Origin of the sequence: Paenibacillus wuxiensis (assembly GCF_040195695.1) — a bacterium.
In the GTDB taxonomy this organism is placed as follows: domain Bacteria; phylum Bacillota; class Bacilli; order Paenibacillales; family Paenibacillaceae; genus Paenibacillus_B; species Paenibacillus_B suaedae.
The window spans coordinates 334,281-355,242 of the sequence record NZ_JBEFZI010000001.1 but is presented as its reverse complement, the minus strand read 5'-3'; the positions used below and the strand labels follow the sequence as shown (position 1 = coordinate 355,242).

Genomic DNA, 20,962 nt, shown 5'->3' with positions numbered 1-20,962 from the left:
ATTCCATGTTCAAAGTATTAGTATCAGACCCGATTAGCGATTTCGGGATTCAGAAGCTTGTTGACGCAGAGGATATTACAGTCGTGAAGCAAACAGGGTTGTCGGAGGACGAGCTGGTTGGCATTATCGCAGATTATGATGCTCTGCTCGTTCGCAGTCAGACTCGCGTTACAGCACGCGTCATGGAAGCAGGTAAGAATCTTAAAGTTGTGGGCCGTGCGGGAGTCGGTGTAGACAACATTGATCTGCAAGCAGCCACACAGAACGGAATTATCGTAATCAATGCTCCTGATGGGAATACGATTACAACTTGTGAGCATGCTTTTGCCATGATGATGGCATTATCTCGTCATATCCCTCAGGCTTATGCAAAGACAATCAATGGAGTATGGGATCGCAAGACTTTCCTAGGTGTCGAGCTGATGAACAAGACTCTTGGTGTTCTTGGTATGGGTCGTATCGGCAGCGAGGTTGCCAAGAGAGCGAAGGCATTTGGCATGGACATCATCGGATATGATCCATTCATGACAGAAGAGCGTGCTGAAAAATTAGGGGTTAAGCTTGGCACAGTTGATGAGATTATTCGCGCAGCCGATTTCCTGACGGTTCATACACCATTGACGCCTGAGACGAAGCATATGATTGCTCGTCCACAATTCGAGGTCATGAAACGCGGTATGCGCATTATTAACTGCGCACGCGGTGGAATTATCGATGAAATGGCACTTGTCGAAGCAATCGATGAAGGCATTGTGGCAGGAGCCGCATTCGATGTATTCGAGGTTGAACCTCCACAACCGGATCACCCATTCTTGAGTCATCCGAAAATTATCGTCACACCTCACCTTGGCGCATCCACTGTTGAGGCGCAAGAGAACGTGGCTGTCGATGTTTCGGAGCAGGTGCTGCATATTCTACGCAATGAACCGTTCAAGAATGCAGTTAACATGCCGCCGGTTGCGCCGGCTGTATTGAATAAAATCCAACCTTACTTCACACTTGCGGAGAAGCTGGGGCAATTCGCTTCACAAATGACAAAGAGCCCAATTCTTGAAATCCTTGTTAACTACTCTGGTGATCTGGCTGAGGTCGATACGCAAACTATTACGAGACATATCGTGAAAGGCGTTCTCACCCAGCATTTTGGCTCAGATGTGAACATCGTCAACTCTGTTCACCTTGCCAAAACGCGCGATATTCATATTATCGTTCAGCAATCCCACGTTGCCAAAGGGTTTACAAATCTGTTGTCCGTAACTTTGAAGACGAACACAGAAGAACGACTCGTAGCTGGTACATTGTTGAACGGATATGGGGAACGTATCGTACAAATTGACAAGTACCCTGTAGACCTCTCGCCAGAAGGGCATCTGCTATTAATTTCGCATGATGATAAGCCTGGCGTAATTGGAATTGTCGGTACACTACTTGGATCAAATGGTGTTAACATCGCAACCATGCAAGTTGGTCGGAAAATTGTCGGAGGGTCTGCCATCATGGTGCTTTCCGTCGACAAAGCCATTCCAGAAGAGGTAATCGCAAAACTGAAAGAAACTACAGACATTAAAAAAGCCAAAGAAATTGTGCTGTAAACCGAACTTATCCTTCATCAGCTCGTGGAGTAGTGGAAACTGTTCCACGAGCATCAAGATTAATCGGAAAATTGTGCCCTCGTCTGACACATATTCCAATCGTCATTCAACAAAAAAAACACCCTATTGCCGATGAACTGCGCAATAGGGTGTTTTGTGTCATATACTGGTTTGTGTTGGCTGTACGGGTAGAGCAATGGAGAATGTAGTTCCCTTCCCTAATATGCTGTCGACTCGGATATGACCCTGATGTGCTTCGATAATATTTTTGACAATCGCTAGACCTAGTCCTGTGCCGCCTGAAGGGCCGCGTTTGCGTGCCTTATCAGCCTTATAGAATCGTTCGAACACATACGGGACATCCTCTGACGGAATACCCTGACCATGATCCTCAATGTGAATCCACAACCACTCATTGTCCGTACGTTCCGTCCGAATATGAATCGGTTGTCCTTCAGAGGAGTGGCGTAGTGCATTGTCCAGCAAATTCGTCAACACTTGCTCTAACCGATCTTCATCCGCTTCAGGAAGAATTGGATCCATCGCATGAAGTTCCATTTCAATCGGTATATTACGTTCCTTCGCAAGTACTGTGAATTTACGATAGACTCGGGAAGCAAGTTCGTGAACATCAGTCTCTGCTTTGTGCATTGGCAGATGGCCCGCCTCCATGCGAGCTAGGTCGAGCAGATCCTTCACCAGCCTTCCCATACGCAAGGACTCGTCATGAATAACCTGAACAAGCTCTCTGCGTTCCTCTGGCGAAGCAGCTATATCATCCAATAATGCCTCACTATATCCTTGAAGCATGGACAGTGGCGTACGAATCTCGTGCGATACATTCGCGACGAAGTCTTTGCGCAGCTTCTCCAGCTGCACTTCTTCGGTCACATCCCGCAATACGGCTACGGCACCGCGTACGCGGCTGTCTGCATGCAGAGGCCCCATCACAACAGACCAAACCTGCTGCTTTACATGAACACGGGTCGTAACCTCCCGAGCTTCAGAAATAACGGTATGAAAAATGGGTCTTAACGGCTCTGGTACTCCGGATGCACCTGTCATATCTTCATCGATCGCCCAATCCATTCCATTCCAGCGGCTCATGACTGTTTCACCATGCGGGTTCGCGAGCAGCACCTGACCCGATGCATCAAAGGTAATAACAGCATCCGTCATACTGCGCAGAATACTCGCTAGATGCTCCTTCTCATGCTGCAAATCCAAAATGGTGGAGTTCAGTTCCTCCGCCATATGATTAAACGTCTGGGACAACTCCCCGATTTCATCAGAGGAGCGAAGTGTTACTCGTGTGGAGTAATCGCCTTGACGAATCGTATCGGCCGCTTGCTTCAGCTTACGAAGCGGTTGCGTAATCTTCGTAAATAAGAAGAACGCAAAGAAAGTTGTAAGTGAAAATCCAATAATTCCTGTATATACGAACAACTGCTTGATATCATTCGGATGCGCGAAATTGCTGTCAATGTAATGCAGCAAATACAGACCTAAAATGATAAGTACAAAAGCAACTAGACCAATAATGGTCATCCACAACTTGCCGACAATGCTTCGCCAAAATTTCACGTTATTTTGGCACCTCGAGCTTGTAGCCGACACCCCATACCGTAGTAATCATAGTAGCTGCTTCTGGCGAGACCTTATTCAACTTCTCACGCAGGCGCTTCACATGCGTATCTACAGTACGAAGGTCTCCAAAGAACTCGTAATTCCATACATCCTTCAGCAGCTCTTCTCTTGAGAACACCTTGTCCGGAGATACCGCCAAATAATGCAGCAGTTCATATTCCTTAGGCGTCAAGCTAATCTCTTGGCCCCCTGCTGTCACACGATGTGCATCATGTTCAATAATGAGATGCGGGAATACAATGTTGTTGCTCGCCTTCGGATCGCTTGTCAAAAAGGCTGTAGCCGAAGATCGTCTCAGGACTGCCTTCACCCGGTAGATGACCTCGCGCGGACTGAAGGGCTTGACGACATAGTCATCTGCACCAACTTCGAAGCCCTGCACTCGGTTAATCTCTTCCCCCTTGGCTGTCAGCATTATGACTGGCGTCGCCTTCACTTGTCTTAAGCGCGTGCATACTTCTACACCGTCGATGCCTGGCAGCATCAAGTCAAGAAGAATGAGATCATACTCTTCACTTACAGCCATTCGCAGCGCTGCTTCTCCATCTTCCGCCTCTTCAATTTCAAAACCTTCTTTTTCAAGGTACATTTTCAACAGTCGGCGTATCCGCTCTTCATCATCGACGATCAAGATTCGATTCACTTGCTCGGACATGTATGACTCCCCTTTCCACCATAAAAGAAAACCTCAAGCGAAGCCAAGTGCGGCTGCAATTGATGAGGTTGGTAGCTCTAGCTGTAATATAAGCAGGCAACTCGCAGGATGCTCCTCTCGTCGTCGCCTTGATACTTGGCTCTATTATAGCAAAAATGTGAACGACTGGGGTACTCCTTGTTCGTAATCCCAGTCGTTTCATCTTTTTGCCATTTGTTAACCTTTATTTTTATACCCCTGAGTAGGAATGCAGGCCTGATATCACCAAGTTCACCCCAACAAGTGTGAACATGACGATGATAAATCCAATTACCGACATCCAAGAAGACTTAGTTCCCTGCCAGCTGCGTGCTAGACGCAAGTGCAGGTAAGCGCTGTATGCAAGCCAAGTCACAAGCGCCCATACTTCCTTCGGATCCCAGCCCCAAAATCTTGACCATGCAACCTGGGCCCATATCATTGCAAAGATAAGTGCGCCTAACGTAAAGATCGGGAATCCTATCGCGATTGAGCGATAGCTAATCTCATCCACAGTATCTGGATCAATCCCATGGAATAAGGGTTGAAGGGCCTTCGCGATTGGCTTGCGCAGCAGCAAGCGAATTAATCCGTACAAGATCAGTCCCGCGATGACCGACCATACTACCGTATTCAGCTTCCGGCCCGCTTGAACTCCCTTCATCCAGCCCGGTGCTTCCATTAACGGCAGCTTCATGCCTAGGAAAGAGGGTAGTGATTGCAGGGTAGCTTCATCACTTAAATGCGGAGCCACAAGCGGCGGCATTGTATAGGTGACCATCTCCAAGCCTGTCTCAATTTCCCCTCCGGTCTTGACCGTTTCAACTTTCTGTCCTATAACCACCTCATAGCTTGCAGCACGAAAACTGTATACGACCACGATAAAGCCGATGAATACAACGATGCAGCCCATTGTGAACTCAAGCCAGCGCTGCGGCTTGCGCGAACTTCCAGCATCCCAACGGACGGTTCGCAATAAGTAGAGCAGTCCTGCAACAAAGGCTACCGCAAAGAAAGCATAGCTAAGTGCCGACATCGTCACATGAAGCTTCAGCCATACCGAGTTCAGCTGTGGAATAAGCGGCTGTACCTCGCTTGGAAAGACCGATGCATACGCCATCATCAAGAAGGCGAGCGGTACAGCAAGGAGCCCTAATACAGTACTTCGGTAAATAAGGTATACAACGATAAATGCACCGATAATCATCATCGACAAAAATGACATGAACTCATACATATTACTGACAGGGATATGCCCAGCGTATGCCCAGCGCAATCCGAAATAAACGATCTGGCTAATAAATCCAAGTATCGTTACACCAAATGAAATTGCTCCCCATCTGCGTTCAAAGCGAACGGGATCGCGAGTTTTCATCTTCCGGCCAGCAACAGTCACGACGTACAAAATAAAGGAAAGACAAAACAAGAAAAACGCGATAATATATGCGTCCTGACTCCATTGCAAAGTCACGCCTTATTCCCCCCACGATCGATCGATTTGGCATCTACTTCTACGTGAACAGCTCCGAGTGCACCCGCCACCTCATTCCGAATTCCATACCAGTTCTTATTCGTATGGGCACCGAGCAGCAAGCGATTGCCGTCGATTCGAAGCCATATGCGGCGATGCTGCCAATAGAAGCCCATGACTAGACCGATCATACTGATACCAGCCCCAATCCAGATGAGCGGCAGCGCTGTCTCCTTACGCACGGTCATATAACTGATTGAATTCGTATAGATGATATCTTTCATGGATTCTAATCCGATGCGAAGATTGGGCATCGAGTCAGACCCTAAACTCTCTCTCAGCTTGGCATTAATGTCATCCTGATGAAATTGATCTTTGTCCTTAGGCAGCGCAAAATACAAGTAAGGCAAGCCTTCACTTGGGAGATTTGGCCCCTTAATCAAGAAGCTGAATGCAGGTGCGTTCGGGTTTTGCGATTTTGTAGTCAGTTCTCCGTTTTTGCCAATTGCAAAATCCAAGTATTTCCCTGTCAGTTTCAGTGAATATGGACCTGCTTGAAACTCCGTAGCCGTATTCTGCACCCGAAGTTCAAACTTGCCGTATACCTCTCCTGTGTCCACATTGCTAAGTACAGGGCTTACCGCAACGAGACGCGATTCAAAGTCGCTCTGATAGACCATGAGCCCTTCATATTCAAGCGGTGAATTCAACTGTATATTGTGCCGAGCTACCTGTTCAAGCACAGGCTTCACACGCGCATCACCACACTTGTCCACACACTTGAACAGTGTCGCCTTCGTCTCGAACAGCTTCGGTATGACACGCCCTTCCTTCACGAACTGCTCAGGCATATCTTCCTTGCCGTAATATTCAACTGTAAATTTATCATTCTGCAAATAATAGGGAGTTCCGGGTATTTCACGGGCTTCTCCTTGCGGGAAGCCGTCATAATAATCGTAATGCCAACCTGGGATGCTGCGTGCAAGTATAGCAAGCAAGAAGAGAATAAGTCCGATATGGTTGATGTACGGCCCCCAGCGGCTGAACCGGTTCTTCTCAGCTAATAGCGCCTCATTATCCTTAATAACCCGGTAGCCTTTCTTCTTGAGTACGTTCGACATGTTATCCAGCCAAGCTTCAGCATCTTGGTTTATTGATCCTTCATAGACAATCCGCTGTCTCGAAATAAACTGGACATGCTTACGTATCTTCTGCCGATGTAATGCACGATATAACGGAAGTACACGATCAATGCTGCAAATGACCAGCGAGGCGCCGATCATGACAAGCAATGTAATGAACCACCAGGATTCGTATGTATGAGACAAGCCAAGCATATAATAGATTTGTCCCAATGTACCGTACGTGCTCTTATAATATTGTGTCGGGTCTATGCTGAGAAATGAGCTTTCCTGTGGGTAGATGGTGCCGAGTGACGCACCAATTAATGTAATGACGATAAGAATAACCGCCACTTTTACTGAGGAGAAGAAATTCCAAATGCGATCAATCCATGACGGACTTGCCTTCTGTGACTTACGCGCTACCCCGTCATAACGCATTTCCAGTACGGAATCCACCTCATCCCCTTCAAATAGCGGCTTGCCGCAGGCCTCGCACAATACAGTTCCTACTGCATTCTGATGGCCGCATTCGCACTTCGTATTCTCAAACCGCACAGCCTAGTCCTCCTCCCCTTCAAGCCCTATTCTTTCGCCATTTGTTCCAAATAGGACTCTAGCTGGCTTGTAGTGACTTCCCCAGTATGAATAGCATGGACTTTGCCATCAGGCTTGATGAAGAATGTAGTCGGCAATGGACGGACACCGAAGGCTTTGGTTACACTCTTATTTGAATCGAGCAGCATCGTGAAATGAACATTTACCGCTTTCATATAATTGTCCACAACGATCGCATCTTCTCCATAGTTGATGCCGACGACTTCCACGTTGCGATCCTTCCAATCATCTGCTGCCTTCTGCAAGGTAGGCATCTCCCGCTCACACGGTTCGCACCAGGAGCCCCAGAAATTAAGCACCAGGGACTTTCCCTTGTAATCACTCAGCTGCACAGTATCGCCCTTCAGCGTATGAAGCGACACATCTGGTATGCGGCTGCCAACCTCAGGGTATGTAGGCTTACTGTACGCATTGCTAATTGCAATCCCGCCAAGTATCGCAATGACAGCTAGTATGAGAATCTGGACTGTCTTGTTTCTCTTGCCCAATATCATCGCCCCTTCTTGATGTGGTTCAATTGATATAGATTGAACACTTGCTTTCTATGACATATTTCACATTCAGACGACATAATTGCAACAATTGCATTACACCATCCACGACTATTATAATTCATAGATTAGCGGACATATCTTCCTCAATATGAAAATTATGTGTCACCATATACTGGGCGGGGTGCAATAAAAGCGATTTACTGCTCTATCCGATTCACGTATGCATGGTACGGTTGGATTTCATCTCCATACGGAGTTCGTTGACTTCCGACTTCGTCAGCACACGGTGTTTGCCACGGGCAATTCCTTGCAGCGTAATATTGCCGAACTTCACACGCTTCAGCTTGGTGACAGGATGGCCAATCACCTCGAACATGCGGCGAACTTGACGATTGCGACCCTCATGGATCGTTATACTGATGGTTGCCGTATTGCTCTCCAAGTCAACATCATGGTATTCCACCGCAGCTGGCTGAGTCATACCATCCTCAAGTTTAACCCCTTTTCTCAGTTGCTCCAGCTTATCCCCATGAGGTACGCCTTTCACGGTTGCATGATAGGTCTTCTCCACATGATGGCGCGGATGCATGAGCATATTGGCTAACTCACCATCATTTGTAAACAGCAGCAGCCCCTCTGTTTCATAATCGAGGCGTCCTACCGGATATACTCGTGCCTTTACACCCTTCATGAAATCCATGACTGTCTTGCGGCCTTCTGGATCTGATGTACTTGTAATAACGCCTTTTGGCTTATGGAAGGCTAATACTATTTTGTCGGACTTAGCCGATATCGTTCTCCCACTAACAGTAATCACATCGCTTGACGGATCTGCCTTTACGCCTAGAGTTGTTACGACTTCTCCGTTAACTTCTACCTTACCTGCCTTAATAAGCTCTTCACACTTTCGACGCGATGCGACGCCCGCGTTCGCCAAAATCTTCTGTAAACGTTCTTCCATGAATGTCTGTCACCTCAAACTATTAGTATCCTCATTGAAGAGAAAAGCCCGCTACCAAGAGGGCGCGAGCTTGTCATTAACTTACATTATTCAAGCTATTATGATATTACCCTGTAATGAAACCAAATACAAGGAAACAGACGACAATTGCTGCAATAAATCCGACCAAATCAGAGAATAGGCCAACTTTTAGTGCATACCGGCCTTTCTTAATCCCAACAGCGCCGAAATATACGGTCAACACATAGATCGTTGTATCTGTGCTCCCCTGTATCGTTGAAGCAATTCGGCCAATCATGGAATCAGGCCCGTACATCTTAATCAGATCGGTAGTAAAGGCAAGAGAACCCGCTCCTGTAATGGGCCGCAAGAAAGCGAGCGGCATCACCTCACCAGGAATGCCTATCCAATCGAGTATCGGACGCAGTAGCCCCACCATCCAATCCATCGCTCCAGATGCACGAAATACACTGATCGCAACCATCATGCCTACTAAGGTTGGAATGATGTTGATTGAAGTTTGGAATCCATCCTTCGCCCCTTCAACGAAGGTCTCATATACGGGCACACGCCGAAAATAGGCAAACAGCGGAATAAAAACGATAATGGCCGGTATGGCCCATGCGGATATAGAGGAAACAAATGCATACATAACCGGACCATCCTTTCTACTTCATTTCGAGGCTGGAAGTAAGGTCATGATGCCATAATCACCAAATCATTGTTCAACTAGCCGGTGTATGATATCCCGCTCCCTGGGATTCCGTATACCGCCCTTTGTCAGACTTTAATTGTTGCGGGGGCGGACGCTTCGCATCCTTTCTTCGGTACCATCGATCCGCGAAGATCGCTGCAAATGTTGCTACAATGGTCGCAAGCAGCGTAGTACCTACAATCTCGGCAGGATTAGCAGAATTGAAATTCATTCTTATCGCAATCAATGTTGTTGGGATTAGGGTTATACTTGACGTATTGATTGCAAGCAGCGTGCACATGGCAGGCGTAGCCGTGTCTTTATTCGGATTTAATTTCTGGAGCTCCTGCATAGCTCTTATCCCCATCGGTGTAGCTGCATTACCTAGCCCAAGCAAATTCGCGCTCATATTCGACATAATGAAGCCGAGAGCAGGATGGTTGCGAGGTACATCGGGAAACAAATACCTAACGACTGGACCAAGAGCCTTGGCAAGCCGCTTCAGCAACCCTGCATCCTCTGCAATCCGCATGATCCCTAGCCAGAACACCATCACACTGATGAGTCCAAAGCTTACAGATACTCCTGTCTTCGCTCCCTCGAACACGGCTTCCGTCACTACGTCAATCTTTCCCTGAGCGGCAGCAGCGATGAATCCCACAAGCAGCATGAACATCCATATCGCATTTACAATGACAACCGTCTCCCTTCCCATGGGCGATCAAGCTGCGCCAAATAGTCTACCTGTTACACGTTTTAGTACCAGCATCCATTCACTGAGTACGTTGCCGCTCTTTCTTTCACTTGGAACTGCAGAAGTGTGCTTGGCTGAACCACCTCGAGTTGGCGCAGATTCATCTGGAGAAATTCTTCGAACATCTACACTGGCTATCGGTTCCTTGTCCACATACATCGTCAAGCGTCCCTGATGACCTAACCTTGCATCGAGACTACCGCTAGCCGGTACGAAGAGCTTGGCAGACAATTTCGATTGCTCCCCATATCCAAGCGGATACGTCAGCGATCTAGAAGCTTCGAATGGCTGACCCTCAATATGTTGGCCTTCCTCAACAATCTTCGCTTGCGGAAACGCTTGAAAGCCGTAATCGAGCATCCTTCTATGGTCTTCCCAATCTCTGGAGTCATTCAGCGTTACAGCAACAAGCTGCTGGCCATTCCGTGTGGCAGAACTGACTAGACACCGCAATGCACCTTTCGTGTAACCTGTCTTCACACCATCTGCTCCTTCATACAAGTGAAGCATTTTATTCTTATTGCCCCACACATAATCCCAATTGTCGATTGTATTAGGCGCCTTCTTCGTACGAGTGCGCACGATTTCACGGAAGGTTGCATTATGCAGTGCATATGCTGATATACGAGCTAGATCTTCTGCAGTCGTATAGTGACCCTTCTCATCCAAACCATGAGGATTGCGGAACTGGGTATGCTCCAACCCGAGCAGCTTCGCCTTCTCATTCATTAAGTGGACGAAGCCTTCTTCCGAGCCTCCAACGTGCTCAGCAATCGCCACCGCAGCATCGTTGCCTGAACGAAGCATAAGGCCATACAACAAATGGTTGAGACTCATCTCTTCTCCAAGTCTCAAGTAAATGGAGGAGCCTTCCTTGCCTACAGCACGAGAAGTCGCCTTTACTTTATCCTCCAGCCGGCCATGCTCAATTGCCACAATCGCGGTCATCACTTTCGTCGTACTCGCCATTGGAAGCTCCTGCTTCCCGTTATGGCTGTACAGCATTCTTCCAGATGCTACATCTATTAAGGCTGCTGCTCTTGCTGCAGTAGATGGAGGCGCGATTCGAGCCGAAGCAGTTGCGTTCGATGGCTCAACCTGCAGCGGGACAGACCATTCCTGTACAGCCTCACGCTGTGTGCGACTTGTGTCCACGGATGGATCAGCTGACGCGGCACGTCCATACAAATCATATGCCAGAACCGAGCCCAACAGTGCACACAACGCAATCATCTTTCCAACTTGTCCTACGTATGGATGCTTGCTCATACGTTCCTCCTTAATCTGTATACCGGTCAAGTTGTTCCATATGTATGCTTGTTCGAGACCGAGTATGTCCATCACTTACGATTACTTAAGCAAGCAGGAGTTGCTCTAATGAAAAATAGCGTCAAGCTCCCGTTGACTGCATCGCCATTTTACCGGCAATAACGGCAGCAACAATCAAGCCTGACGCCATATTCCTACCGATCCGATATAATAATATCCTCGGCCGTCGTTGATTCCTGCTTCTTGAACATCGAACTGATTTGATCCAGCACATTAGGTGCGGCATCAATAATTTTCTCCAGCAAATGCGTCTGATTGTCGAGCGACACGACATCAATGCCCCGCCTGCCAACGACGAGAAAGGCAATAGGTGTTATGTAGACGCCACCGCCGCTACCTCCTCCAAATGGCTTCGAACCATAGGCATAGGCTGCAGGAACTGTACGCGCCTCACCACGTTCTGAGGCTGGTTTGTCATGTCTGTCGTGCCTGTCGTGTCTCTCATCCAACCGGAAGTCGCTGCCTCCTGCCGCAAAGCCAAATGCAACACGGCTTATCGGCAAAATGACACTGCCGTCAGGTGTTTGGACAGGATCGCCAACGATTGCATTTACATCTACCATAGCCTTAATATTGTTAAAGGCTGCATGCATTAAGCCCTCGATAGGATGTTCCGCCATGTTCGTATTCCTCCTTCTGCGCGAACGATGCGAATAATCAACTTGATTACAGCAGTTATAGCGTGCACGATGCGAATTTTGGTTATACAAACGATCCTAGTGGAAAAAAAAGGGGTGTGAAATTGCGGTTTCACTTCCATCTGAGGATGTCTTCGAAATCGAATATGGTGAGACAATGCTCCTACCAGCATGCTCTTCACTGACCATGATGCCCCTGTCAATAGACAAGCTGTTGCTGGATTAAGCAGTCCAATCTCCGTATCCCAAGTAAACATGCTGCACTGTACCCGTTGGAGAGTTTCTTTCAGCCATAGAATGATGCAACGCGTATGACGTAGAAGTCGCCGCACGTTGTGCTTATATCTCTCTATCAATTTTTTATCGACCTGAGTTTCATCTCGACTTGCATGACCTGTTCCGACATTATCCTTAGCTTTTACATGCAGGTGAACCCCTGTTTCCATGTTAATAAATCGAATGGATCGCCATTCATATTTCCAACGAAGCAGTCCATTGCATGCCCGAATCAATAGAACAACTCGCTCATGTTTTCCTGATTTGTGAATGATGATTTTGCACTCAATGGACGAAAAGACAATGAGGGCAAGCAAGACAACTACTATCCCTCCAGCAATCGCCCATCCTATCATGTCATGCGCCTCCATTTCCTAAACTATCCGTATTATGGCCTTTTATCCAAACTAGCATGCACGAGGAGCATAATTCCGAGTGACCTTACCAAATAAAAAACCCGGCAGCTCGTATTATCGCATACGAAGCTGACGGGCAAGCATTAGAACATATTGATGCTCCTCGTTCAAGCAAGTCTCTTTGAATGTTAGGGACAAGCGCCTCATTACAGCATCAGCTTGGAATGATCAATAGATTGACCAGGCAAAAGTTCCAGTCCTTGAATTCCAAGCTCCTGTAACTTCGTCACAAATGCTGCCCCATCCTGTTGAATAGGAGGAAATGTATTGTAGTGCACGGGGATGACAACTTTAGCCTGTACCCACTGCGCAGCTAGCAATGCATCTTCCGGGTCCATCGTGAAGAAGCTGCCAATTGGCAAGAAGGCGATATCTGGCTTGTAGCGATCGCCAATGAGCTTCATATCGCTGTACAATGCAGTGTCTCCGGCATGATAAATCGTTAGCCCTTCTGTTTGCAGGACAATCCCTGCAGGGTTACCCATATAAATATCCTGACCATTGACTGTAACGGAGGAACTGTGCAGGGCAGGCACTAGCGCAACCGATCCAAATTCGAATGGAGCTGGTCCACCTAGGTTCATGCCTATAGCTTGCGCACCTTGCGATTCCATGTAGTTCGTAAGCTCTACCATGCCAATAATAGGCGCATTGCAGCGCTTGGAGATGGATACCGCATCACCAATATGATCGCCATGTCCATGTGTGAGCAGCACATAGTCCGCATGAATCTCTTCTGAGCGTGTGACTGCTACAGGGTTGCCAGTCAAGAAAGGATCAATGATAATACTATGCTGTTCGGTAACAAGCTGAATGCAGGAATGACCGTGGAAATGAATGTTCAAAGCAGTTCCTCCTCATATTTGCATATTCAACAGCTTCATACGCAGAAGTTCTTATCGTATCTCTTCCTCGTGCTCATGTTGAACTCCTGCTTCCAATTGTTCTTCAACTTCCTTCACGTCTTCAATCGTCAATTGGCGTCCATCTAACTTCTCGAACAAGAGCTGCGTTTCCTCTTCTAACCCATCCATTTGTTCAAAAGCAGAGGAATCCGGCAGTTCTTTAATTGTTGATAATCCGAAATAATCTAAGAATGATTTCGTTGTGCCATACAAAATCGGCCTTCCAATCGCTTCTGCTCGTCCAACCTCTTCGATCAAACCCTTGTTCGTCAGTGTCTGAATCGCACGATCCGATTTTACGCCGCGGATTTCTTCAATCTCAACACGGGTAATCGGCTGTCGATAGGCAACGATAGACAAGGTCTCTAGGGCTGCTTGCGACAGAGAAGAACGCGATGGCGAATATGCCATCTTCTCAAAATACGGGGCATGTTCTGGCAATGTAGCTAGCTCGTACATCCCTGCGATTGCAACAATTTGCAGACCACGTTTCGAGCGCTCGAAGTCCGCGCGCAGATCGTTCATCGCTTCCTCTATAACCTCTGGGCGCTGTTCTGTAATTTCTGAGATTTGCTTAATGTTCAAGCCTTCATCTCCAGCCATGAACAACAACCCCTCAATAATCGACTTCAGCATCTGAAAGTCCATCTTCCGTGTCCACCTCCCCACTCCATTGAATCACGATGTCCTCAAAGAGGCTATCCTGGTAGCAGCGAACTTGCTTCATCTTCATCAGCTCCAGCAGCGCGAGAAAGGAAACGACAATTTCCGAACGCGTGAGATGCTCGCTAAGCAAGTTAGAGAACATCATCTTACCTCCCTTGCCAAATGGACGCAGCGTGTCGATAATGCTCTTAATCCGATCCTTCACCGATATTTCATCCCGGTGGATTGTTGCGACCTGCGTTCTGCGCGACGCTTTGCTAAGTGCCTTGCGGAAAGCTGCGATCAAGTCTGTGACATGTAATCCATCCACTGGATTATCAGGAGCTGTTGGCATAAATGGCGTTAAGTCCTCTGGTTCCTTGGAAAAAATCATGCTTCGTTCTGTCTCGCGTTCCCGGAGATGCTCCGCAATTCCCTTGTACTTTCGGTATTCGATCAACTTGCGTATAAGCTCTGCCCGCGGATCAGGCTCATCATCCACATAATCTTCATAGTCGTCCCATTCCATGACCGGAGGCTTGGGAAGCAGCTGCTGTGATTTCATGGACAGCAACGTTGCCGCCATAACGAGAAACTCGCTCGTAATCTCCAGCTCCAATTCCTGCATGTTGTGCAAATATTCCATATATTGATCGGTAATCTCACTAATCGATATATCTTGAATATTAATTTCCGCTTGGTCGATTAAATGCAGGAGCAAATCGAGCGGTCCTTCAAACTGTTCCAGCTTATACGTTACGGTCACCCCGTGATAACCTCCTGAGCAATAAAACAAATGTAGCGCCCTTGCAAAAAGGGCACTACATTAAATAAGCACTATTTTAACTGATTCGTCAAGTTCGCCATTTCAATTGCAGTAGACGCAGCTTCCCAACCCTTGTTGCCTGCCTTCGTTCCTGCACGTTCAATTGCCTGCTCGATGGAGTCTGTTGTCAGCACTCCGAATATGGTCGGAACCCCTGTCTTCATATTCACTTGCGCAACGCCTTTAGCCGCTTCACTGCACACATAATCGAAATGCGGAGTGGAGCCGCGAATAACTGCGCCAAGTGTGATCACGGCATCATATTTCCCGCTCTCCGCCATTTTCTGCGCAATAAGTGGAATTTCAAATGCACCCGGAACCCAGGCAATATCTACCTCTTCATCTTTAACCCCGTGGCGCTTCAGCGCATCAAGTGCTCCCGAAACAAGCTTGCTGACAATAAATTCATTGAATCGACCAGCAACAATTCCATATTTTAATCCTTCGGAAACTAAGTGTCCTTCAAATACATGTGGCATAAGTAAAGTCCTCCTCTGTGATAAATAACTGAATCATAACGATAAGGTTATCGCACGCTTGCGGTACTTCATTTCCTTCAGGGCTTATCTGCGTGCTTGTTCATCCTGTTCAATATCGTCGAATACGAGCATATGCCCGAGCTTCGCAGCCTTCGTATGCAAATATTTTGTGTTGTCTTCATTCTCCTGCATTTGGATCGGGACGCGCTCAACGACCTCCAGACCATAGCCTTCCAACCCTTTAATTTTGCGAGGATTATTTGTAAGAAGGCGAATTTGACATATGCCGAGATCTTTCAAGATTTGAGCTCCAATGCCGTAATCCCGCAGATCCGCTGGGAATCCAAGCTCCAAGTTGGCATCCACCGTGTCTAGCCCTTGCTCCTGAAGCTTATAAGCTTTGAGCTTATTAATAAGTCCAATCCCGCGGCCTTCCTGGCGCATATAGAGCAGGACGCCATTGCCTTCCTTGTCTATTTGTGAAAGCGCAGCGGCGAATTGAGGGCCACAGTCACAGCGATGTGAATGAAATACATCCCCGGTTAAGCATTCCGAATGAACGCGAACAAGAACTGGCTGAGTTCCATCAATGTCGCCCTTCACTAAGGCAACATGTTCCTTATTGTCTACACCATTCGTATAGGCAATAGCTCGGAATATGCCGAAGTCAGTAGGCATGTTCACCTCGACCTCACGTTGAACCAGCTTCTCCTTCTCATTACGGTAATGAATGAGATCCTTGATGCTGATGAGCTTCAAGTCCCATTGCCCCTTCAGTTCCATCAAGTCGGGCAGTCTAGCCATCGTGCCATCTTCCTTAATCACTTCGCAGATGACACTAGCAGGTGCAGATCCGCTCAACCGGGCGAGATCAACCGCTGCTTCCGTATGCCCTGCACGGCGCAACACACCACCACTCTTCGCTATTAACGGGAAGATATGACCCGGGCGGCGGAAATCTTCTGCCTTGGCGTCCGCATCCAGCATCTTCTGGATCGTTAGTGAGCGTTCGTGCGCTGAAATGCCAGTAGTCGTATCTACGTGATCAATGGATACGGTAAATGCCGTACCGTGATTGTCCGTATTGTGTGCAACCATTGGGTGAAGCTCAAGCTCCTCGGCACGCTCCTGCGTAATAGGTACGCATACCAATCCTCGGCCTTCTGTAATCATGAAGTTAATAACTTCCGGTGTTGCCTTGTCGGCTAACGCGATAAAGTCGCCTTCATTTTCCCGATCTTCGTCATCAACCACAATGATGACCTTGCCCTGCTTCAAATCTGCAATTGCGTCTTCTATCGAATCAAAGTGAAATGCTTCCTTCATGTTGTTCCTCCCCTTTCACCATTACATAAAACCATGCTCTGCCAAAAACGCTGCATTAAGACCTCCAGAACCAGAACGATCCGAATCCTTTGTCTCGTTCTCCGGCCCTGATCTACCATACCGGAGCAAATGATCCACATACTTGCCAAGCACATCACATTCAATGTTGACGGTATCACCCGGCTGCTTGCGCTGAAGAGCGGTTTGCGCCAACGTATGTGGAATAATCGATACGGCAAACTCTCCATGCTCTGCTCGTGTTAGGGTTAAGCTGATGCCGTCAATGGTGACAGAACCTTGTGGAATCATATATTTCGCCATCTCAGGCCGACTCGCCCGACATTCGATGACAACAGCATTCGCATCTCTTGTTCGTCCCACAATCGTTGCAAGACCATCTACATGTCCTTGTACAATATGACCGCCGAATCGTCCGCCTGCTGTCATTGCACGCTCTAGATTGACCGGATCGCCCGGCCTTAAATCCTTCAAATTCGTATGGCGGAACGTCTGCGGCATCACATCCGCCATGAAGGAGCTGCCATCATAGGACGTTGAGGTCAGACAAACACCATTGACGGCGATGCTATCCCCCAGCTTCATGCCTTCTAGAACCTTAGATGCTCGGATATGAAGCACCATCGCCTCGCCCCGATTCATCACAGACTGCAGTGAGCCCACTTCTTCAATGAGTCCGGTGAACATTGCTATGCTCCTCCTTTAATGCTGGAATGAGTCAAATGCTCCACCTCACGCTTGCCGAACGGATATCCAGTGATGCAGATATTATCTCCGAGCTTCTCAACCTCCACATGCTGAAGCCGGTATGCATCCTGCATCCGCTCTACACCTTCAAACACAAAACTACCAGGCGCATGCTGACCGCCGACGACAATCGGAGCCATAAATATTGCAACTTTGTCGACCAGCTTCTTCTCTAGCATCGCCCCATTCAATCGACCTCCACCTTCAAGGAGTATGGATCCGATCTCATGTTGGCCGCACCATTCCATCATCTGCTGAAGGTCTACCTTCTCGCTTTCTCCGCACTCGAAGACCTCTACGCCTCGGGACACCAATTCACGCCGCTTCTCCCCGCTTGCCCGTGCAGTTGTGAAGATGCAGGTTCGTGCAGCTTGATCGATTACGACCTTGGCGTCCATAGGGATCCGAAGCTTCGAGTCTACAATCAAGCGCACTGGGTTTACCCCAGGGACCGACAGACGTGTTGTCAGCGATGGATCATCCGCAAGCACAGTGCCTATGCCTACCATAATCGCTTGATGACGGTGCCTCATCGAATGAACGAGTTCACGACTTCGCTCATTCGAGATCCACTTGCTGTCCCCAGTCGAAGTGGCGATCTTGCCGTCCAGCGTACTTGCTGTCTTGAGGGTAACGAACGGAATGCCGGTCGTAATATGCTTAGCGAACATTTCAATCAGTGCGAGACCTCTCTCCCGAAGCACATCCAACGTTATCCCAATTCCATGATCCTTCAGTAGAGCAATTCCTCTCCCTGCAACCGCTGGATTCGGATCGACGCAAGCGATCACGACACGGGCGATTCCCGCTTCAATCAATCGCAGGCTGCAAGGCGGTGTTCTCCCATAGTGGCTGCATGGCTCAAGGGTCACATACGCAGTCGCTCCTCTGGCCGCTTCACCAGCCATCTGTAAAGCATGGACTTCCGCATGGCCTTCACCACGCCGCAAATGAGCTCCAAGACCGACGATTCGTCCCTCGTTCACAATGACACAGCCAACTGCAGGGTTCACATCGGTCTGTCCAAGCACCTGCTCTGCCATGTTCACAGCGAGCTGCATGTACAGTTCATCATTGATAACAGCAGACATTGGGTATCCTCCTTTCCACAAACAGATCAAGGCTAACGCAAAAAAGCCCTTCGGATCCTCCGAAGGGCATGATTGATTGAGCTTACAGGTATGTACTTAATTTCACAATAGTCGCACATAAGCATAATTTCCATTTTTATATGACAAATAAAACCGACAACAAGGATGTTCTCAGCAAACTGCATCGATTTCGCATATGTCAAATACGACGATAGATGAATAGAAAACCTCGCGCTTACGCAGGTATTCGCCGTCCATTTCGCCTGGAATGCTCATGAAATTGTGAAAATAAGAACTTGAAAGAACTAATTATCGAGTTCTTCTCTCCTGACGCCCCTTCTCCCATCCAGACTATACTGTCGGCTCTGGAGTTGCACCAGATCCACCGTGTGGACGAATCCACCCGGGTCACGGACTAAGAACACCTTGCACACGCAAGAATAGGTTCATCACCGCCGGTCGGGAATTTCACCCTGCCCTGAAGGTCTGTCATTCGTATTGCTATAAAATTAGTTTCTAAGATGTTGCACTTAGAAGTGTACCACCTGACCTGGTAAAATGCAACTTGTGTCGCTTCACCGCATGGAACCATTCAGATGCGTTCAAATAAAAAAGACGTGCAGCAGCCAAGCTGCATACACGCCTTCCCTCAATTATTTCTATTCTTCCACGATGGTAACTTGCTTCATCTTGTCGCCTTGCTTAACAGCATCTACATGCTCCATGCCCTCTACAATTTTGCCAAATACCGTATGCACGCCATCCAAGTGAGGGAATGCATCGTAAGTGATGTAGAATTGGGAACCGCCTGTATCCTTGCCGGCATGCGCCATCGCAAGTACACCACGCTCATGCTTGTGCGGGTTGCCTTTTGTCTCACATTTGATTGTGTAGCCTGGGCCGCCTGTACCTGTTCCGTGCGGGCAACCGCCTTGCGCTACAAAGCCCGGAATAACACGGTGGAATGTCAAGCCGTTATAGAAACCTTCGTTGGACAGCTTCTCAAAGTTTGCAACGGTACCTGGTGCCTCTTGCTCATGGAGCTGGATTTTCACCGTGCCGCCTTTTTCCAATTCAATCAATGCATATTTGCTCATCATGTATCGTCTCCTTCCATATGTACAATGCTCACGCTTGCTCATCCGATTATACGTTATTTCTTAACAAAAAGAAAACACCCGATTTCTGCCTCATCGTTATGCCACGACAAGACAGAAGATTGGGTGTTGTAATAATTTCCATATATAGTGTAACTTCGGATGTGAAATTCAACTGCTGCCGTGGAGCTTGCAATCGTCACATCCCGTACTATTTCAGCGCTGGCTCGTTGCGCAGACGAGATGGAATGCAGTCATTGCGCACGATATCTTCATGCGACTCACGACGTACAACAATATCCGCTTCCCCGTTGTGCACGAACACGACAGCTGGTCTTGGAATACGGTTATAGTTGCTTGCCATCGAATAATTGTACGCACCTGTGCAGGACACAGCCAACAGATCGCCCTGCTGGACGGCAGGAAGCACAGCATCCCAAATCAGCATATCGCCGCTTTCGCAGCATTTTCCTGCTATCGACACTGTCTCCGTGGACTCATTAGTCGAACGGTTAGCAAGCAGTGCCTCATAACGAGACTCATACAGCGCTGGTCGAGGGTTGTCGGTCATCCCTCCATCAACAGCTACATATTTGCGCACGCCTGGAATATCCTTCACAGAGCCAACTGTATACAGTGTTGTTCCCGCTTCTCCAACAATACTGCGGCCTGGCTCTACCCAAATTTCAGGCAAACATTCTCCGATGTCAGCAAAATGCTGCTTTACAGCATCTGTAATGGCCTTTACATAATCGCGAACATGCAGAGGCGTATCCCCTTCTACATAGCGGATGCCGAAACCGCCGCCCAAGTTCACAACCCGGAATGCGATCCCTAGCTGTTCCTTCACCCCACGAGCAAATTGTGCAACGCGTTCAACCGCCATTTGGAATCCTTCAGTTTCGAAGATTTGAGATCCGATATGCGAGTGGATGCCCAGCAGCTCCAAATGAGTTGCATCCGCCGCATGACGCACAGCCTCAAGCGCCGTACCATTGCCGATGTCAAAGCCAAACTTCGAATCCGTCTGACCTGTCGAAATGTATTCATGCGTATGTGCCTCAACACCCGGTGTAACGCGGAGCAGCACAGGTACGGACTGATTGCGTTCTTGGCAAATCGCATTCAACAGCTTCAGCTCCGT

General features: G+C 48.1%; 21 protein-coding genes and 1 riboswitch. Of the genes, 1 reads left to right on the top strand and 20 read right to left on the bottom strand.

The window, feature by feature from the left end:
* Positions 1-5: 5 nt before the first annotated feature.
* Positions 6-1,592, top strand: coding sequence for a phosphoglycerate dehydrogenase (gene serA / locus ABN764_RS01590; protein ID WP_268623315.1), 1,587 nt, complete (start codon positions 6-8; stop codon positions 1,590-1,592).
* A gap of 159 nt (positions 1,593-1,751) precedes the next feature.
* Here the strand turns inward: serA and ABN764_RS01585 are convergent, their stop codons facing one another.
* The 20 genes from ABN764_RS01585 to lysA all read right to left on the bottom strand — a co-directional run.
* Positions 1,752-3,176 (bottom strand): sensor histidine kinase, encoded by a 1,425-nt coding sequence (locus tag ABN764_RS01585; protein WP_446670729.1) that lies wholly within the window; start codon positions 3,174-3,176, stop codon positions 1,752-1,754.
* A 1-nt stretch (position 3,177) separates the two neighbouring features.
* On the bottom strand, positions 3,178-3,894 hold the full coding sequence (locus ABN764_RS01580) for a response regulator transcription factor (RefSeq protein WP_021259234.1): 717 nt from the start codon (positions 3,892-3,894) through the stop codon (positions 3,178-3,180).
* A gap of 229 nt (positions 3,895-4,123) precedes the next feature.
* Positions 4,124-5,383: a cytochrome c biogenesis protein CcsA gene (ccsA, locus tag ABN764_RS01575; RefSeq protein ID WP_021252919.1), complete on the bottom strand. Its 1,260-nt coding sequence runs from the start codon at positions 5,381-5,383 to the stop codon at positions 4,124-4,126.
* On the bottom strand, positions 5,380-7,062 hold the full coding sequence (gene resB / locus ABN764_RS01570; protein ID WP_174810681.1) for a cytochrome c biogenesis protein ResB: 1,683 nt from the start codon (positions 7,060-7,062) through the stop codon (positions 5,380-5,382). Before resB ends, ccsA begins: the two co-directional genes overlap by 4 nt.
* A 26-nt stretch (positions 7,063-7,088) precedes the next feature.
* A complete protein-coding gene (locus ABN764_RS01565) occupies positions 7,089-7,616 on the bottom strand; it encodes a redoxin domain-containing protein (RefSeq protein WP_227774399.1) in 528 nt (175 codons plus the stop codon).
* Between the two features lie 214 nt (positions 7,617-7,830).
* Positions 7,831-8,577 carry a pseudouridine synthase gene (locus tag ABN764_RS01560; protein ID WP_174810683.1) on the bottom strand — a complete coding sequence of 249 codons (747 nt, stop codon included), beginning with the start codon at positions 8,575-8,577 and terminating at the stop codon, positions 7,831-7,833.
* Between the two features lie 106 nt (positions 8,578-8,683).
* Complete coding sequence (locus ABN764_RS01555) at positions 8,684-9,229, bottom strand: spore maturation protein (protein ID WP_021252923.1); 546 nt, start codon at positions 9,227-9,229, stop codon at positions 8,684-8,686.
* Positions 9,230-9,302: 73 nt separating this feature from the next.
* Entirely contained in the window at positions 9,303-9,965 is a 663-nt protein-coding gene (locus ABN764_RS01550) for a nucleoside recognition domain-containing protein (protein ID WP_072728493.1), read from the bottom strand.
* A gap of 27 nt (positions 9,966-9,992) precedes the next feature.
* Entirely contained in the window at positions 9,993-11,294 is a 1,302-nt protein-coding gene (locus ABN764_RS01545) for a D-alanyl-D-alanine carboxypeptidase family protein (protein ID WP_446670728.1), read from the bottom strand.
* 194 nt (positions 11,295-11,488) lie between these two features.
* Entirely contained in the window at positions 11,489-11,974 is a 486-nt protein-coding gene (gene ytfJ, locus ABN764_RS01540; RefSeq protein WP_446670727.1) for a GerW family sporulation protein, read from the bottom strand.
* A complete protein-coding gene (locus ABN764_RS01535; RefSeq protein ID WP_446670726.1) occupies positions 11,947-12,624 on the bottom strand; it encodes a DUF2953 domain-containing protein in 678 nt (225 codons plus the stop codon). The genes ytfJ and ABN764_RS01535 overlap by 28 nt, the downstream gene beginning before the upstream one ends.
* A gap of 206 nt (positions 12,625-12,830) precedes the next feature.
* The gene (locus ABN764_RS01530) at positions 12,831-13,529 is read right to left on the bottom strand and encodes a metal-dependent hydrolase (RefSeq protein WP_174809615.1); all 699 of its coding nucleotides are present in this window, start codon (positions 13,527-13,529) and stop codon (positions 12,831-12,833) included.
* A 51-nt stretch (positions 13,530-13,580) separates the two neighbouring features.
* On the bottom strand, positions 13,581-14,237 hold the full coding sequence (gene scpB, locus ABN764_RS01525; RefSeq protein WP_028533110.1) for an SMC-Scp complex subunit ScpB: 657 nt from the start codon (positions 14,235-14,237) through the stop codon (positions 13,581-13,583).
* On the bottom strand, positions 14,206-15,000 hold the full coding sequence (locus ABN764_RS01520) for a segregation and condensation protein A (protein ID WP_028533111.1): 795 nt from the start codon (positions 14,998-15,000) through the stop codon (positions 14,206-14,208). The genes scpB and ABN764_RS01520 overlap by 32 nt, the downstream gene beginning before the upstream one ends.
* 71 nt (positions 15,001-15,071) lie before the next feature.
* On the bottom strand, positions 15,072-15,539 hold the full coding sequence (gene ribH, locus ABN764_RS01515) for a 6,7-dimethyl-8-ribityllumazine synthase (RefSeq protein WP_021252931.1): 468 nt from the start codon (positions 15,537-15,539) through the stop codon (positions 15,072-15,074).
* An 84-nt stretch (positions 15,540-15,623) separates the two neighbouring features.
* Positions 15,624-16,865, bottom strand: coding sequence for a bifunctional 3,4-dihydroxy-2-butanone-4-phosphate synthase/GTP cyclohydrolase II (locus ABN764_RS01510; protein WP_072727923.1), 1,242 nt, complete (start codon positions 16,863-16,865; stop codon positions 15,624-15,626).
* A gap of 21 nt (positions 16,866-16,886) precedes the next feature.
* Complete coding sequence (gene ribE / locus ABN764_RS01505) at positions 16,887-17,570, bottom strand: riboflavin synthase (protein ID WP_072727922.1); 684 nt, start codon at positions 17,568-17,570, stop codon at positions 16,887-16,889.
* Between the two features lie 2 nt (positions 17,571-17,572).
* A complete protein-coding gene (gene ribD / locus ABN764_RS01500) occupies positions 17,573-18,721 on the bottom strand; it encodes a bifunctional diaminohydroxyphosphoribosylaminopyrimidine deaminase/5-amino-6-(5-phosphoribosylamino)uracil reductase RibD (RefSeq protein WP_446670725.1) in 1,149 nt (382 codons plus the stop codon).
* Between the two features lie 330 nt (positions 18,722-19,051).
* Positions 19,052-19,211, bottom strand: a riboswitch (FMN riboswitch).
* Positions 19,212-19,380: 169 nt separating this feature from the next.
* Entirely contained in the window at positions 19,381-19,818 is a 438-nt protein-coding gene (locus ABN764_RS01495) for a peptidylprolyl isomerase (protein ID WP_021252935.1), read from the bottom strand.
* A 211-nt stretch (positions 19,819-20,029) separates the two neighbouring features.
* Positions 20,030-20,962 (bottom strand): diaminopimelate decarboxylase (gene lysA, locus ABN764_RS01490; protein ID WP_446670724.1); only part of this gene is annotated, 933 nt, incomplete at its 5' end.

What these genes read in the sequence shown, in the direction of transcription:
- serA (WP_268623315.1), top strand. Translation starts at nt 6, where the DNA reads ATGTTCAAAGTATTAGTATCAGACCCGATTAGCGATTTCGGGATTCAG.
- ABN764_RS01580 (WP_021259234.1), bottom strand. Translation starts at nt 3,894, where the DNA reads ATGTCCGAGCAAGTGAATCGAATCTTGATCGTCGATGATGAAGAGCGG.
- ABN764_RS01565 (WP_227774399.1), bottom strand. Translation starts at nt 7,616, where the DNA reads ATGATATTGGGCAAGAGAAACAAGACAGTCCAGATTCTCATACTAGCT.
- ABN764_RS01560 (WP_174810683.1), bottom strand. Translation starts at nt 8,577, where the DNA reads ATGGAAGAACGTTTACAGAAGATTTTGGCGAACGCGGGCGTCGCATCG.
- ABN764_RS01555 (WP_021252923.1), bottom strand. Translation starts at nt 9,229, where the DNA reads ATGTATGCATTTGTTTCCTCTATATCCGCATGGGCCATACCGGCCATT.
- ABN764_RS01545 (WP_446670728.1), bottom strand. Translation starts at nt 11,294, where the DNA reads ATGAGCAAGCATCCATACGTAGGACAAGTTGGAAAGATGATTGCGTTG.
- ytfJ (WP_446670727.1), bottom strand. Translation starts at nt 11,974, where the DNA reads ATGGCGGAACATCCTATCGAGGGCTTAATGCATGCAGCCTTTAACAAT.
- ABN764_RS01535 (WP_446670726.1), bottom strand. Translation starts at nt 12,624, where the DNA reads ATGATAGGATGGGCGATTGCTGGAGGGATAGTAGTTGTCTTGCTTGCC.
- scpB (WP_028533110.1), bottom strand. Translation starts at nt 14,237, where the DNA reads ATGGACTTTCAGATGCTGAAGTCGATTATTGAGGGGTTGTTGTTCATG.
- ribH (WP_021252931.1), bottom strand. Translation starts at nt 15,539, where the DNA reads ATGCCACATGTATTTGAAGGACACTTAGTTTCCGAAGGATTAAAATAT.
- ABN764_RS01510 (WP_072727923.1), bottom strand. Translation starts at nt 16,865, where the DNA reads ATGAAGGAAGCATTTCACTTTGATTCGATAGAAGACGCAATTGCAGAT.
- ribE (WP_072727922.1), bottom strand. Translation starts at nt 17,570, where the DNA reads ATGTTCACCGGACTCATTGAAGAAGTGGGCTCACTGCAGTCTGTGATG.
- ribD (WP_446670725.1), bottom strand. Translation starts at nt 18,721, where the DNA reads ATGTCTGCTGTTATCAATGATGAACTGTACATGCAGCTCGCTGTGAAC.
- ABN764_RS01495 (WP_021252935.1), bottom strand. Translation starts at nt 19,818, where the DNA reads ATGAGCAAATATGCATTGATTGAATTGGAAAAAGGCGGCACGGTGAAA.